This window comes from Eubacteriales bacterium mix99 (genome assembly GCA_038396605.1).
GTDB lineage: Bacteria > Bacillota > Clostridia > Caldicoprobacterales > DTU083 > UBA4874.
On the sequence record CP121690.1, the window covers coordinates 2,448,629 to 2,464,315 of the forward strand.

Below are 15,687 nucleotides of genomic sequence, written 5' to 3' on the forward strand. Positions count from 1 at the left end.
GAGGATTTCAGATGGAAAAGCAGGGAAAGAAGATCCGAAACAGAAAGGGATTCACCCTGATTGAACTCATTGTTGTCATTGCGATTCTGGGAATTCTGACGGCAGTTGCCGTGCCGAAGCTGACAGGATATCAGAAAAAGGCAAAGGTATCAGCGGACAGGACGACATTTTCCACTTTGAACAATGCGATTGCCATAGTTGCAGCAGACGGAAGCATAACATCTGGTCAGGTTGTCATCGCGGTCGAAGAGAAGACCGGTGCGATAACGGTGGATCCATCCGGCAGTTTACAGGGCGGAGCGGACCTGATTGAACCAGGGGCGGCGTTCCAGCTGGACACCAATAAAGGGCGTCAGTTTACCTGGGAGATATCGGAGGGTGAGATCACAAGTGCTCCTGCCATCGACAAAAACGGCGAAATAGCCAACGGAGAGTAAGCTTTCTGTCCGGAACAGCCGGCAACAGAATTGATCAGGAAAGAAAGGCGGATTGTTGGGAATAGTATAGCTGTAAAGCAATCCATCACAGGAAGCCGGGAGAGATGACAAGGGCTGGTTTGATATGAAGAAATAATCACGGCAGGAAGGCAAAACATCAGAATATAGGAAGGAAGCAGCAAAAAGAGCGAATCTTTTCCGGGGATCCGCTCTTTTTTGTGTTGCCTAACGCTTATTCTGCAGTGGCGCAGCCACCGGGGCCTCCTATAAATGCTCCTCCAAAAAGAAAGACGAGTATCAGGAAGAAGAACAGCAATTCACTTCCATTATCGAAAAATTCGCAGTTGCAGAAAATAATTATCAAAAGCAGGAAGAAGAACAGCAGCGAATCATCTGCTCCGCCAAAGAAGCCACGACCATCCCTGCCTTCCGTACCAAAGCCGTATCCCATCGATTTCACCTCCTATGCTATCCTTGATTTATATTATTAATATCTTTGGCTGTTTGTGCATGTCAGAGAAATATGGTAATCCAGGCAGATATTAAAAATGTCTTGTTGAATTCCGCCCATACATATAGTATGATTAAAGCAAAAAGGGGGGATTTGATTGGATCATCTTCACAAAACGGCTGTTTATCCTGCCTACGGAGGGGTTGGAGCAAAAATTGTTAATTTTGAAGGATGGGCACTTCCTCTTCAGTTTGAAGGGATCCTGGCGGAGCATCAGGCAGTCCGGAAAGCAGCCGGTGTATTTGATGTTTCCCATATGGGAGAAGTCGAAGTGGCAGGGAAAGATGCTTCTATTTATTTGAATATGCTTTTATCCAATGATATTTCCAGGATTCGGGACGGTCAGACGCAGTATAGCATCCTGCTCAATGAAAACGGCGGAGCAGTGGATGATGTCATGGCCTATCGTTTCTCCGGACAGCATTATATGATTGTCGTCAACGCTGCCAATCGGTTCAAGGATGTAAAATGGATGATGGATCATACGGAGGGATATCAGGTCACAGTAAGCGACCGGTCTGATGATGTTGCCCAATTGGCCATCCAGGGTCCCAAATCGGTGGACCTGATGAGAGCCTTTATCGGAGAGGAAGCAGGCAAGATCCGCTTTTTCCGCTTTTCCGATTCGATCCGTATCCAGGGAGTATCCTGTCTGGTCTCCCGGACAGGTTACACCGGAGAAGACGGCTTCGAAGTTTATTTGAGTCCGGATCATGCGATGAAGCTATGGGAGGATCTGCTGGAGGCCGGGAAGGAGTTCGGCCTGAAGCCAGCCGGCCTGGGGTGCAGGGATACGCTGCGGTTTGAAGCTTGCCTGCCGCTATATGGCAGGGAACTGACAGAAGATATAACACCGTTGGAGGCAGATCTTGAACATTTTGTAAAAATGGAGAAAACGGACTTTATGGGGAAAAAGGCCCTTGCCGCGCAGAAGGAAAGGGGTCTTGAAAGAAAGATTGCCGGCTTTGAGATAAAGGGCCGGGGAATACCGAGAAGTGGTTATGAGATCCGGAAGAATGGGAAAAAAGCAGGTCGTGTGACCACCGGTTATTATTCGCCCACCCTGGAGAAAAATCTGGGGCTGGCATTGGTGGATGCCGGAATTGCCGCTCCGGGAAATACCATCGAGGTTGCGATACGGGGAAAGTCGGTTCCCGGCATCACCGTGGAAACCCCTTTCTATAAAAAGAAATATCAGAAATATTTACCGGAACCATATTTTTCATAGGAAAGGTATTGAGGCAGACTTTCAGGCTATAAATAGAATTGGGGGGAATCAAAATGAAAGTTTTGGATGGCTTGTATTACTCAAAGGATCATGAGTGGGTCAAGCCAGAAGGCAGCCATGCCCTGGTGGGCATCACCGATCATGCACAACTGGGGCTTGGAGATGTGGTTTATGTGGAATTACCGGAGGAAGGCGATGAATTTCAGGCGGGGGATCCGATTGGCGTTGTGGAATCCGTAAAAGCGGCGTCCGATGTCTATACTCCGATTGCCGGCAAGGTCATCAGGGTCAATGGGAAGTTGATCGACCATCCGGAGCGTATCAATCAGGATCCATATGGCAGTTGGCTGATCGAACTGGAAACCACAGATGCAGATATGGAAGAGGGCTTGCTGTCCCCTGAAGAATATAAAATGTGGTGTCTTGAGGAGGATGAGTGATGTTTCCCTATCTTCCTGCCACGCCGGAGGACGAAACGAAAATCCTCGAAAAACTGGGACTGCATTCGGCAGAGGACGTATTCGAAGATATCCCGCCTTCCATCCGGTTACAGAAGGATCCGAATCTGGAGAGACCCAAATCGGAGCTGGAAGTGGAACGAATCCTGAAAGATCTGTGCAGCCGGAATCTGGATGCAGAAAGGGCTGTGATATTTCTGGGCGCCGGGTCGTATGACCACTATATCCCTTCCACAGTCCGGTACGTCACCGGGAGGTCCGAGTTCTCCACATCCTATACTCCGTATCAGCCGGAAGTCAGTCAGGGGACCCTGCAGGCCATATTTGAGTATCAATCCATGATTTGCGCCATTACCGGGATGGATGTATCCAATGCGTCTCTGTATGACGGCGCCAGCGCTGCAGCTGAGGCGGCACGGATGGCAACGAACCGTACCCGGAGAAGGCAGATCCTTGTCTCGGAGACCGTTCATCCGGAGACCAGAAAAGTACTGTCCACATTTCTGGGTTGCCATGGGATTGCATGTGAAGTTCTCCCAGTGAAAAGCGGAGTGACCGATATGGAGATGCTGGAGGAGAAAGTGAGCCGGGAGACGGCAGGAGTGATCCTTCAGAATCCCAATTTTTTTGGCTTTTTCGAGGATATCGGAAGTGCGGAAAAGATCATACACAATAAAAAAGGACTGTTGATTTTGTCCGTTGATCCCATTTCATTGGGATTGTTCAAAACACCCGGGGAGTGGGGCGCGGATATTGCCATTGGAGAAGGACAGAGCCTTGGGAATCCCATGTCCTTTGGCGGACCGTATCTCGGGTTTCTGGCCTGCACAAAATCCCTTATGAGAAAAATGCCCGGCAGGATCGTTGGTCAAACCCGGGACACAGAAGGGAAAAGAGGGTTTGTTTCCACCCTGCAGACCAGAGAACAGCATATCCGACGGGAAAAAGCGACGTCCAACATTTGTTCCAATGAGTCCCTGAACGCGCTGGCTGCCAGTGTATATCTTGCCACCATGGGAAAGGAAGGTCTGAAGGAGGTTGCCAGGCAATGCTATGACAAAGCTCACTATGCCGCATCGATACTTACGGCTTCCGGCAAATACCGTCTGCTATACGATCATCCGTTTTTTATGGAGTTTCCTGTTGTCGGGGCCCCTTCGGATGAAAGGATTCACGAAGCACTGCTTCGGGAAGGAATCCTGGGCGGATATGCGTTCCAAAAGGATTACCCACAGCTTGGGCATGGGATTCTGTATTGTGTTACCGAAAAGCGGACAAAACAGGAAATTCATAACCTGCAGCGGATATTGGAGGGGATGGAATGAAGGAATACAATAAACTGATTCTTGAATGTTCCAGGCCCGGCAGAACAGCTTACCGCCTGCCGGAATCCGATGTACCTGAGTTTCCCCTTCCGGACGGCCTGCTCCGGGAAAGGGAACCGGAACTGCCGGAAGTCAGTGAAGTGGATGTGATTCGGCATTATACAAATCTTTCCCGGAAAAATTATGCGGTGGATATCGGCATGTATCCTCTTGGTTCCTGTACCATGAAATATAATCCCAGGATTAATGAAGAAGCAGCCAGGATGTCCGGCTTTTCCAATATTCATCCGCTCCAGCCGGCAGAAACCGTTCAGGGTGCACTGGAATTGATGGCAGGAACGGAAAAAATGCTGTGCGAACTCACCGGAATGTCTGCATTTACCCTGCAGCCTGCCGCCGGAGCACAGGGGGAAATCACCGGCCTGATGATGATTCGGGCCTATCACCGGCACCGGGGGGACGAAAAGCGCAGGCGCATTATTATTCCGGACTCCGCACACGGAACCAATCCTGCCAGCGCCAGCATGGCCGGCATGGAAGTGGTTGAAGTAAAATCCGACGAGGAAGGCGGGATGGATCTGGATGCCCTGCAGGAGGTACTGAATGACGAGGTCGCAGGGTTGATGCTGACCAACCCCAATACTCTTGGACTTTTTGATAAAAATATCGTCAAAATAGCCGATATGGTACATAAAGCCGGGGGCCTGCTGTATTATGACGGAGCCAATGCCAATGCCATCCTGGGAATCACCAGGCCCGGGGACATGGGATTTGATATCGTTCATCTGAATTTGCATAAAACTTTTTCCACTCCCCATGGCGGCGGCGGTCCGGGCAGCGGTCCGGTGGGGGTCGCAGACTTTTTAAAGGAATTTTTGCCTACTCCGGCGGTTGTCCACAACGGGAAAGGATATGTCCTGGAGGAGAACCGGCCGTTGTCCATTGGAAAGGTAAAATCCTGGTACGGCAATTTTGGGGTAGTGGTACGTGCTTATTGCTATATTCTTTCCATGGGTGCAGAGGGGCTGAAGGCAGCCAGCCGGATCGCTGTGCTGAATGCAAATTATATGAAGGAAATGCTGAAGGATTATTATAAGCTGCCTTATGACCGGACCTGTATGCATGAATTCGTACTGGGTGGACTGAAGAACAATCCTTACGGGATTACAGCAAAGCAAATTGCAAAGCGTCTGATGGATTATGGCCTGCACCCGCCGACGACCTATTTTCCATTGATTGTACACGAAGCGCTCATGGTGGAACCTACGGAAACAGAGAGCGTGGAATCCATGGAGGAATATGTGCAGGCCCTGATCCGGATTGCACAGGAGGCAGTGGCGGACCCGGACGTGGTGAAAACGGCTCCTCATACTACGGTTGTAAAGCAGTTGGATGAGGTACAGGCAGCAAGAAATCCTGTTGTAAAATGGTAATGGAAACGATGGAAAGCGGGAAAATTATTTTATCACAGGATTTTACAGATAGATGTAGAATAGGATAAAAGCAAAGAGAATCAGCAGACAGGAAGATATGTCGATTGTGGCAGGCCTGTAAGAAGGAGTTATCAGTATGCAGCCCAAAAGTATGGAAAGCTTCTGTTATCATGCCGTATGTGCATTGAATGACGGCGTAATCATAACCAATACGCAGGGGAATGTCCTTTTTCTCAACCGGATGGCGGAAAGGATGATCGGCTGGAAGTATGCCCAGGCTGTCGGCAAACCAATTGACGATATTCTGGTTATGATCGATGAGCAGCATCTGGACCGTTATCTGCCCTCCATTCCGGATATCATGCGGGATACGGTGAAGCTGCCGGATTATCTTCTTTTGATCAACAGGGACCTGAATCAGGATATGGTCGTAAGCGGAAAAGGATCTCCTGTTGCAGATGCAGATGGGAGCCCCTTGGGAATTGTTTTGATTTTATACGATGTGACGCTGCAAAGACAAAGAGAAGCCAAAGTCCGGTATTATTCCTTTTATGACAGTCTGACCGGCTTATATAACCGTTCTTTTTTTGACGAAGAACTGAAAAGGCTTGATACGGAGCGTATGCTTCCTTTATCTTTGATTATGGGAGATACAAATGGCTTGAAACTGATCAACGATACCTTTGGGCATTTGGAAGGAGACCGGTTACTGAAGGAAGTGGCCAGGGTCCTGAAGGAAGTGTGCAGAAAAGAGGATATTATTGCCCGGATCGGCGGGGATGAATTTGTCATGATCCTCCCTCATGTTGACAGGGAAGGAGCCGAATCCATTATCCGGCGAATCCGGGAAAACTGCTGTGCCCTGAGTTCCATTCCCATTCGCACCAGTATCTCCCTGGGTTGTGCCACCAAGGAAGATTCCTTCCGGGATATAAAATCCGTTTTTAAACAGGCGGAAGAGGAAATGTACTCCACCAAACTAAGTGAAAGCCGTTCCGTATGCAATGAAATCATTGCTTCCATCCGTCAGTCGCTGGAGGAACATGCGGATGAAACCAGGGAACATGGCAATCGAATGAAGGAACTGGTCCGGGAGATGGGCCAGCGGATGAACCTCAGTGCCTATGAATTGAATCAGCTGGAGATGCTGGCTTTGATTCATGATATCGGTAAAATCGCCATTCCAAAATCCGTTCTTTTCAAACCTGGCACCCTGGAACCGGAGGAATGGCATATCATGCAGAAGCATTGTGAAATCGGCTACCGGATCGCAGCCTATTCACCGGAGCTCGTATCCCTGGCAGATGCTATATTGAGCCACCATGAGCATTGGGATGGGAAAGGTTATCCTCAGGGTTTGAGCGGAGAGCAGATCCCGCTGATTTCCAGGATCCTTTCCATAGCAGATGCATATGATGTTCTGACTAACGGAAGGTCCTACCGGAAACCGGTCTCATCCGGGGAAGCTCTCAGGGAAATTCAACGGTGTGCAGGGACACAATTTGATCCCGGGCTGGCTGAGATCTTTCTTTCCATGCTTGAAGAAGAACAAGGGAAGCAGTCGAGGGAATGCTTCCCTTTAAAAAGCGGGGTTATCAGGAATTGACGGATGAAAAGGTATATTGGATATGGCTCAGCTCCATATCTGGCATTGGCGCAAGACGTTTCTATAAATTGTTGAAATATTTCAAAAGCCCCCGCAGGCTTTATGAAGCCTCCAAAACAGAAGCGGAACAGGCATCCCGGATTCTGGGAAAGAAATGCTGGGGGAAAATTGCTGCCGCAAGAAATACAGAGACCCTGGAAAAGGCAGAACGGATTCTGTCCATGCCGGAATTCAGCGTGTTGACCCTTTCCAGTCCGGAATATCCTCCTTTGTTAAAATCCACTTATGATCCACCTCCTGTCCTTTATTGCAAGGGAAGGCCATTCCCATCCGGGATGCCTGCTGTTGCGGTGGTGGGTTCCCGGCGTTGCTCGGGATATGGACGGACGGTGGCACGACGCATTTCCTGTGAATTGGCTCAGGCAGGAGTTGCTGTGATCAGCGGAATGGCTCGGGGGATCGACACCATGGCGCATAAGGGCGCTTTGGATGCCAAATCCGGATATACCGCTGCTGTTTTTGGCTGCGGCGTGGATATTGTGTATCCGCCGGAAAATAAATCCCTGTATCAGTCGATAGCAGAATGGGGATCCCTGTTCAGTGAATATCCGCCGGGGACCGGGCCGTCCGCAGGCAATTTTCCGGCCAGGAACCGAATTATCAGCGGGCTCGCCAATGGGACTCTGGTGATTGAAGCAGGTCAGAAAAGTGGTGCCCTGATTACGGTGGATTTTGCCCTGGAGCAGGGACGGGAGGTCTGTGCCATTCCGGGCAATATCAACAGTCCGTACAGCAAGGGGACCAACAGGCTTCTGAAAGAAGGCGCCAGGGTGGTTACCTCTGTGGATGATATTCTGGAGGATCTGGATATCACTGCTCCTGTCTGTACCAGCAGAGATTCTGCCACACGGTCCGGCGAAGCCGCGAAAACCGGTGCTCTTGATTTTTTTGAAACCTCGGTGTATAATGCCTTGGAAGATGGAGAAAAGGGGCTGGAAGAATTGATTCAGATCACAAATCTGCCGCCCGGTCAACTCAATGCAATTTTGACATTCATGGAAATCAAGGGAATAATAAAGCAATTACCCGGAAAAATATTTATGAAACAGTGGAAGGCTTAATATGGAGGGAATTCAATGACGCAGAAGTTAGTCATAGTGGAATCACCTGCAAAAGCAAAAACCATCAAGAAATTTTTGGGCAGGGGATACACTGTGGAGGCATCAATGGGACATGTCAGAGATTTACCGAAAAGTCAGCTTGGAGTGGATCTGGAACATCACTTTGAGCCAAAATATATAACAATACGGGGAAAGGGAGAGTTGCTGGCAAAATTGAAAAAATCCGCAAAGAAGGCGGATAAAATACTTCTGGCTACGGACCCGGACCGGGAAGGCGAAGCCATATCCTGGCATTTGAGTCATGTCCTGAAACTGGACGAGAATTCGTCCTGCAGGATTGAATTCAACGAAATTACAGAAAAGGCTGTAAAAAATGCGATCAAATATCCCCGTGCCATTGATCGGAATCTGGTGGATGCACAGCAGGCGCGCCGGGTTCTGGATCGGGTAGTGGGGTATCAGATCAGTCCCCTGCTGTGGCGCAAAGTTCGGAAAGGTCTGAGTGCCGGACGGGTACAATCCGTTGCCACACGTCTTTTGTGTGACCGGGAGAAGGAAATCAAGGAATTTCAGCCGGTGGAATATTGGACGCTGAAAGGAGAATTTTATCCGTCAGATACGGATCAGCAGAAAACTTTGAAGGGGAAAAACAGCCCGGGAAAGAAGCAGATCTTCGAAGCTCTTTTATATGGTATCGGGGATAAAAAGCTGGAGCCCGGGACAAAGGAGGAAATGGATAAAATCCTCGCGGAAGTGAAACAGGCTTCCTTCCGGGTGGAAAGGATCCGGAAGAGCTCCAGGAGACGCAATGCGCCGCCACCTTTTACAACCAGTACGCTGCAGCAGGAAGCATCCAGGAAACTTGGATTTACCACAAAAAAGACCATGATGCTTGCCCAGCAGCTTTATGAAGGCATTGAGGTCAAGGGCGAAGGATCCGTCGGCCTGATTACCTATATCCGTACCGATTCCACCCGGATATCGGAAACAGCGCAGCAGGATGCCAAAGCTGCTGTGGAGGAGAAATATGGCAAGGAGTTTCTTCCAAAGACTCCAAATGTATATAAAGCAAGGAAAAATGTGCAGGATGCCCATGAAGCCATACGCCCCACCTATATCCGTCTGGCACCGGACAGGATAAAGGATTCCCTGAAGCGGGATCAGCTCCGGTTATATCGGCTGGTTTATGAACGGTTTCTTGCCAGCCAGATGGCGCCGGCCCTCTATGAAGTCATGACGGTTCAGATCACGGCTGGAAAATATACCTTTCGGGCAAGGGGAAGCAGAAAGGCTTTTTCGGGCTATACCATTGTATATATGGAAACTTCCGAGGAGGAAAAGGACGATAAAGATGTTGATCTGCCTTCCATGGAGGAAGGACAGCAGCTGGAGCTCCGGGAATGGAAGCCGGAGCAACACTTTAGTCAGCCGCCTCCGCGCTATAGTGAAGCATCCCTGGTACGGGCAATGGAAGATATGGGAATTGGCAGGCCCAGCACTTATTCCCCGACCATTTCAACCATTCTGTCCAGAGGTTACGTGGTACGGGAGAGGAAGGTATTGTATCCAACGGAATTGGGGGACATTGTAAATGGAGTCATGCTGGAATACTTTCCGGATGTGATCGATTACCAGTTTACCGCGGATATGGAGGAGAGACTGGATCAGGTGGAAGAAGGAAGCCTGGACTGGCATAAGATTCTGGAAGATTTCTATGGACCATTTGAGAAATATCTGGAGCATGCCGAAAAGGAATTGGAAAAGATAGAAATTCAGGAAGAAGAATCCGATGTAATCTGCGAAAACTGCGGCAGTCGTATGGTGATCAAATATGGACGATATGGCAAGTTTCTGGCATGTCCGAATTTTCCTGAGTGCAGGAATACAAAGCCTCTGGTGGAAAAAGTGGATGCCTCCTGTCCAAAATGCAATGCTGCCGTGGTGGTTCGGAGATCCAAACGGGGGCGGAAGTTCTATGGCTGTGAAAGGTATCCGGACTGTGATTTCATTTCCTGGTATAAGCCAATCCGGGAAAAATGTCCGAAATGCGGCAGCTATATGGTGGAAAAGGCTTCAAAAACAGCGAGTTACAGAATTGTATGTTCCAATAAAGAGTGTGGATATACCAGAGAAGTGAGGGAAGAATCCGAAGATCATACAGCGGAAAAGTGACCTTTTTCGCCGTTGCCTTTTCCCACCCTTTCCCATGAGCTTCGGTCGCAAAAAAAGGCGGATTGTGTTATAATGTAATCTGAGCCTATCAAGTGATGGGAGAACTTTGATTTTTGTGAAGAAGGAGTGGAACCGTAACATGCTGAAAGGTACCACTATTGTGGCGGTCAAGAAGGGCAATCATGGAGCGATTGCCGGGGATGGCCAGGTAACGCTCGGTGAATCAACGATTATGAAGCATGGCGCCAAAAAGGTACGACGCCTTTACCAGGATCAGGTGATGATCGGATTTGCCGGATCGGTTGCAGATGCTTTTACTTTGAGCGAAAAGTTCGAAAGCAAGCTGGAGGAGTGTGCCGGTAATTTACAGCGTGCTGCTGTGGAGCTGGCCAAGGACTGGCGTAAAGATAAGACATTACAAAAGCTGGAAGCCATGCTGATTGCCATGGACAAGGAAAGTCTCCTGATTATATCCGGTACCGGAGAGGTCATTGAGCCCGATGACAATGTTGCAGCAATCGGTTCCGGCGGGATGTTTGCCATGTCCGCTGCCAAGGCTCTGATTCGTCATACGGATATGGGACCGGCCGATATTGCCCGTGAGTCTTTGAAAATAGCTTCTTCTATCTGTGTATATACCAATGACAATATTCATGTGGAAGAATTATAGGAGGGGATGAGTCGATGAATCTGACCCCCAGGGAGATCGTTCGTCAGCTGGATCGATATATTATCGGACAGGACGAGGCGAAGCGTTCGGTAGCGATTGCCTTGCGGAACCGCTATCGGAGGAGTCAATTGGACGATAAACTCAAGGAGGAAGTTACTCCGAAAAATATTATTATGAGCGGTCCCACCGGCGTGGGGAAGACCGAAATTGCACGACGGCTGGCCAAACTGGTTCATGCTCCGTTTATCAAGGTGGAAGCCACTAAGTTTACGGAGGTTGGTTATGTGGGCAGGGATGTGGAATCCATTATACGGGATCTGGTGGAAGCCTCCATACGTATGGTAAAAAATGAAAAAATGGCCGGTGTTCAGGGAAAAGCCTCCAGGGCGGCAGAGGAAAGGATTTTGGATGCCTTGCTTCCTGCACAAAAAAAGAAAGATCCCAATTCCCTTGAGCTGCTTTCGGATCCGGCGAAAGATGATACGGAGGAAACGGCTCTGGTGAAGCAGGAGTCCGGCTCCATGCAAAGCACCAGGGAGAAACTTCGTCAGCGCCTTCGCAGCGAAAAGCTTGAAAATTCCGTGATAGAGATTGAAGTGGATGAAAACCGGTATCCCGGCGTCGGTGTTCTGTCAGGAATGGGAAATGAAGATATGATGATTCAGATACAGGATGCCTTTGGCAATATTTTTCCAAAGCAAACCCGAAAAAAGAAAGTCACCGTCAGGGAAGCCCGCAGGATTTTTGAGCAGGAAGAGGCCCAGAAGATCATCGACATGGATGAAGTGATTGATGAGGCACTGACGCTTGCAGAGCAGGATGGCATTGTTTTCCTGGACGAGATTGACAAGGTTGCCGGAAGCGGAATGGGACAGAGCCCGGATGTCTCACGGGAAGGGGTGCAGCGTGATATTCTGCCCATCGTGGAAGGCACTACGGTAATGACTAAGTACGGTCCGGTAAAGACGGATTATATGCTGTTTATTGCAGCAGGTGCTTTTCATGTTTCAAAAGTGTCTGATCTGATCCCGGAGCTCCAGGGACGGTTTCCCATACGGGTAGAGCTGAAAAGCCTGACGGAGGATAACTTTCGGCAGATTCTTACCCAGCCGGAAAATGCGATCATTAAACAGCAGGTTGCATTGATGAAAACAGAAGGTGTTCATCTGGTATTTACCGATGATGCCATAGATGAAATTGCCAGAATGTCTTATGTCATTAACCAGAGTGAGGAAAATATTGGTGCCAGAAGGCTGCATACTGTTATGGAAAAGCTGCTGGAGGATTTGTCCTTTCATGCGGAGGATTTGTACGGACAAACCATTACAGTGAACCGTGCCTTTGTGCAGCAGAGCCTGACGGATATGATCAGGAAGACGGATCTGCATAAATATATTTTGTGAGATTCAAAACGATAGAAATGAGGAGGATCCATCAATTGTCAAGTGCTTTATTGGAAAACACCAGAAGGCTGAATAAAATCCTTCAGGGCTCTGGTCGGGATGGGGTTGTCTTTTCCGATCTGACAAAGGTCTTAAGTGAGATATTGGATTGCAATGTATTCGTTGCCAGCCGGAGGGGTCATATTATTGGTAATTCCACGCCACATCCCAACAACAGCATTCAGCCATTTGATCGGATCAGTCCCAATGAGCTTCGCCTGAAAGAGCAGTATAATGAAAGATTATTGCATTATAATGAAACGAAAGCGAATATTACGATAGAGAAAGCTTCGCGGATTTATATTACGATTGTTCCGATCCGATCCGGCGAAGGGATTCTCGGCACTCTTATTTTTGAGTGCTTTGAAAAAAAGCTGACGACAGAAGATCTGATTCTGGCAGAATACAGTGCTACAATTGTCGGAATGGAGATCATGCGGTCCAAAGCGGACGAGGCCGAGGCGGAAGCCCGGAAAAAAGCAGTGGTACAGATGGCAATTGGAACCTTGTCCTATTCCGAGCTGGAGGCGGTTGAACATATCTTCAAAGAGCTGAATGGCAGGGAAGGGCTTCTGGTAGCCAGTAAAATTGCAGATCGGGCAGGGATCACACGATCTGTTATTGTAAATGCATTGAGAAAGTTTGAGAGCGCTGGAGTCATTGAATCCAGGTCTTTGGGTATGAAAGGCACGCATATCAAGATTCTCAACGATAAGTTGCTGCCGGAGCTGGAGAAAGCAAGATAACACGGCTGTCAGAATATTCAAGGTCAGAGTGAACATACTATTATTATACCTGAATGGGTCGAAAATGGATGGAAAGGATGGTTCCATGAAGGGTATTATAATGGCTGGCGGAGCGGGTTCCCGTCTTCGTCCTCTGACATGTGATTTGCCGAAACCAATGGTTCCAATCATGAACAAACCCGTTATGACATACAGTATTGAGCTCCTTAAAAAATATGGCATAACGGACATTGGTGTCACCTTACAATATCTTCCGGAGCAAATACAGGATTTTTTCCAGGACGGATCCGATTATGGAGTTCATTTGAGCTATTTTATCGAAGAGTCTCCCCTGGGAACAGCAGGAAGCGTCAAAAATGCCGGAGGTTTTCTGGATGAGCCGTTCGTGGTGATCAGCGGCGATGCTCTGACGGATATCGATCTTGGGAGGGCAATCCGGTTCCATAAGGAAAAGGGTTCCGTAGCCACATTGGTGTTGAAGCGGGTAAAGGTTCCTTTGGAATTTGGCGTGGTGATTACGGACGAATCGGATTCCGTCACGCGTTTCCTGGAAAAGCCCAATTGGGGAGAGGTTTTCAGCGATACGGTCAATACCGGCATCTACATAATGGACCCCAAAGCATTGAATTTTTTTGATGCCGGAAAGAAATTTGACTTCAGCTGCGACTTGTTTCCACTGCTTCTGAAGAACCGGCAGCGAATGTATGGATATATCACAAATGAATATTGGTGCGATATCGGGGATTGTCAGACCTACCTTTCCGCCCACTATGACATGTTGAACGGACGTGTGCATCAACATTTTGATGGGCAGAAGACCAACGACAACATATGGCTGGGGAAAGGTTTAAAAATAGCGAAAGGAGCAAAACTGGAAGGTCCCTGTCTGATCGGGGATTACTGCAGCATTGAAAAGGATGCTTATATTGGGCCTTACTCGGTGATTGGTGAAAACTGTCATATTGGAGAAGGTGCCAGTGTCAAGAGAAGTATTCTGTGGAATCATATTGTGCTGGGAGACGGAACGGCTGTCCGCGGTGCGGCCATCTGCAGCAAGGTCGGGACAGGCAGGCGGGTCTCCCTGTATGAAGGCGCAGTGATTGGAGATGGCTGTCAGCTGAAGGAAGGTTCTTCCGTCAAGCCGCAGGTACGGATCTGGCCGGGAAAGACGATCGAGGAAGGCAATATTGTGCAATCCAACGTCGTATGGGGTACCAGAGCAAATCGTACCCTGTTTGGAAAAGACGGAATACATGGCTCGGTCAACACGGAATGGTCGCCTTACGCGACAGCGAAACTTGGTGCAGCTTTTGGCGCATTTCTTTGTCCCAAAAAGAAAATAGCGGTCAGCTGTGGCAATCATCCCGTAAGCGGCATGTTGAAATACAGTCTGGTTTCGGGCCTTTTGTCCGCTGGTCTGGAAGTATTTGATCTGGGGCAGCTGACAAAGCCGGTTCTTCGTTATTCCGTCCGACATCTGGCACTGGATGCAGGAATTCATCTCTTTGCTGCGCCGGAGGATCCGGGAGATGTCCGGTTCTGTTTTACAGATTCCCACGGCTGTAATCTCCTGCCTTCTGCGGAACGGAAAATTGAGAGTCTGTATATCCGGGATGATTTTCAGCGCCCGGATCCGGAAAGCATCAAAAGGGTGCATATCCTTTCGGACGTTCCTGTTTTTTATATGCGATCTTTGATGGATTCCGTGGACGCAGAGAAAATACGGGAGAGGAATTATAAAATACTGGTTTTTGCGAACGGAAATCGACTGGGCAACAATATTTTGTATCGTGTGTTGAAAGAATCCGGATGTCATATACAAAGCTGTTTCAACAATCCGGAACAGGAGAGAAAACAGGGCGGTTTTGATCTGGGCTGTCAAATGAGCACTGATTGTGAAGCCATTACCCTGTTTGATGAGATGGGAAATTCCGTCGATCCGGAAATACAAAGGGCAATCGTCAGCTTGATTTATCTGCGGGACAAACCCGATGGGAAAATAGCGGTTCCCTGTACTTCGCCGGGTATTTTTGATCAGCTTGCGGAGCAATACAGTTGCACGGTGGTGCGCACCAAATCCAGCAAACAGGCTCTTATGGCAGAAATTTACGGCACCCCGTTGTTTCCCTTGTATTTTGACGGAACGGCGGTATTGCTGAAACTTCTCGAATGGATGGCGCGGGAAGACGTTACCTTATCACAGTTGGTAAGGGAAATTCCCGAATTTCATGTACGGGAGAAGGAAATTCCCTGTCCATGGGCGCAAAAGGGGACGGTAATGCGAACCCTGATGGAGGAGGAAGGCAAGGGGGACCAGAGCGTTGAGATGTTCGAAGGGATCCGGATCAATCACGAGAAAGGCTGGGCTTTGATTCTTCCCGATTCAGAGGAACCGGTGTGCCGGGTTTTCACTGAGGGCGTCTCTGAGGAATATGCGGAGGAGTTGGCTGGCTTTTATGAAGAAAAAGTGAAGAAGATTCAGTCTCGGGAGAGAGGGTCGGTCTGAATTTTGCAGAATTGGCAAGAATATCACTATAT

General features: G+C 48.8%; 13 protein-coding genes. 12 read left to right on the forward strand and 1 reads right to left on the reverse strand.

Going from position 1 to position 15,687, the window contains the following annotated elements; translation table 11 throughout:
- The first annotated feature begins 11 nt into the window (after positions 1-11).
- Positions 12-437, forward strand: coding sequence for a prepilin-type N-terminal cleavage/methylation domain-containing protein (locus QBE55_10800; GenBank protein WZL78017.1), 426 nt, complete (start codon positions 12-14; stop codon positions 435-437).
- A 232-nt stretch (positions 438-669) separates the two neighbouring features.
- Here QBE55_10800 and QBE55_10805 read toward each other — a convergent pair whose 3' ends face one another.
- A complete protein-coding gene (locus QBE55_10805; protein WZL78018.1) occupies positions 670-888 on the reverse strand; it encodes a hypothetical protein in 219 nt (72 codons plus the stop codon).
- A gap of 157 nt (positions 889-1,045) precedes the next feature.
- On the opposite strand from QBE55_10805, the gene gcvT reads away from it, so the two are divergent.
- The 11 genes from gcvT to QBE55_10860 all read left to right on the forward strand — a co-directional run bounded on the left by gcvT (position 1,046) and on the right by QBE55_10860 (position 15,655).
- Positions 1,046-2,176 carry a glycine cleavage system aminomethyltransferase GcvT gene (gcvT, locus tag QBE55_10810; protein WZL78019.1) on the forward strand — a complete coding sequence of 377 codons (1,131 nt, stop codon included), beginning with the start codon at positions 1,046-1,048 and terminating at the stop codon, positions 2,174-2,176.
- 53 nt (positions 2,177-2,229) lie between these two features.
- Positions 2,230-2,616 carry a glycine cleavage system protein GcvH gene (gene gcvH, locus QBE55_10815; protein ID WZL78020.1) on the forward strand — a complete coding sequence of 129 codons (387 nt, stop codon included), beginning with the start codon at positions 2,230-2,232 and terminating at the stop codon, positions 2,614-2,616.
- The gene (gene gcvPA / locus QBE55_10820) at positions 2,616-3,959 is read left to right on the forward strand and encodes an aminomethyl-transferring glycine dehydrogenase subunit GcvPA (protein ID WZL78021.1); all 1,344 of its coding nucleotides are present in this window, start codon (positions 2,616-2,618) and stop codon (positions 3,957-3,959) included. Before gcvH ends, gcvPA begins: the two co-directional genes overlap by 1 nt.
- Positions 3,956-5,392, forward strand: a complete 1,437-nt coding sequence (gcvPB, locus tag QBE55_10825; GenBank protein ID WZL78022.1) for an aminomethyl-transferring glycine dehydrogenase subunit GcvPB — start codon at positions 3,956-3,958, stop codon at positions 5,390-5,392. Before gcvPA ends, gcvPB begins: the two co-directional genes overlap by 4 nt.
- A 136-nt stretch (positions 5,393-5,528) precedes the next feature.
- Positions 5,529-6,998, forward strand: a complete 1,470-nt coding sequence (locus QBE55_10830; protein ID WZL78023.1) for a diguanylate cyclase — start codon at positions 5,529-5,531, stop codon at positions 6,996-6,998.
- Positions 6,962-8,119: a DNA-processing protein DprA gene (gene dprA / locus QBE55_10835; protein ID WZL78024.1), complete on the forward strand. Its 1,158-nt coding sequence runs from the start codon at positions 6,962-6,964 to the stop codon at positions 8,117-8,119. The genes QBE55_10830 and dprA overlap by 37 nt, the downstream gene beginning before the upstream one ends.
- A gap of 15 nt (positions 8,120-8,134) precedes the next feature.
- Complete coding sequence (gene topA, locus QBE55_10840) at positions 8,135-10,291, forward strand: type I DNA topoisomerase (GenBank protein ID WZL78025.1); 2,157 nt, start codon at positions 8,135-8,137, stop codon at positions 10,289-10,291.
- 139 nt (positions 10,292-10,430) lie between these two features.
- Positions 10,431-10,961, forward strand: coding sequence for an ATP-dependent protease subunit HslV (hslV, locus tag QBE55_10845; GenBank protein WZL79927.1), 531 nt, complete (start codon positions 10,431-10,433; stop codon positions 10,959-10,961).
- Positions 10,962-10,975: 14 nt separating this feature from the next.
- Positions 10,976-12,364, forward strand: coding sequence for an ATP-dependent protease ATPase subunit HslU (hslU, locus tag QBE55_10850; protein ID WZL78026.1), 1,389 nt, complete (start codon positions 10,976-10,978; stop codon positions 12,362-12,364).
- Between the two features lie 35 nt (positions 12,365-12,399).
- Entirely contained in the window at positions 12,400-13,149 is a 750-nt protein-coding gene (gene codY / locus QBE55_10855) for a GTP-sensing pleiotropic transcriptional regulator CodY (GenBank protein WZL78027.1), read from the forward strand.
- 85 nt (positions 13,150-13,234) lie between these two features.
- The gene (locus QBE55_10860; protein WZL78028.1) at positions 13,235-15,655 is read left to right on the forward strand and encodes a sugar phosphate nucleotidyltransferase; all 2,421 of its coding nucleotides are present in this window, start codon (positions 13,235-13,237) and stop codon (positions 15,653-15,655) included.
- Positions 15,656-15,687: the final 32 nt, after the last annotated feature.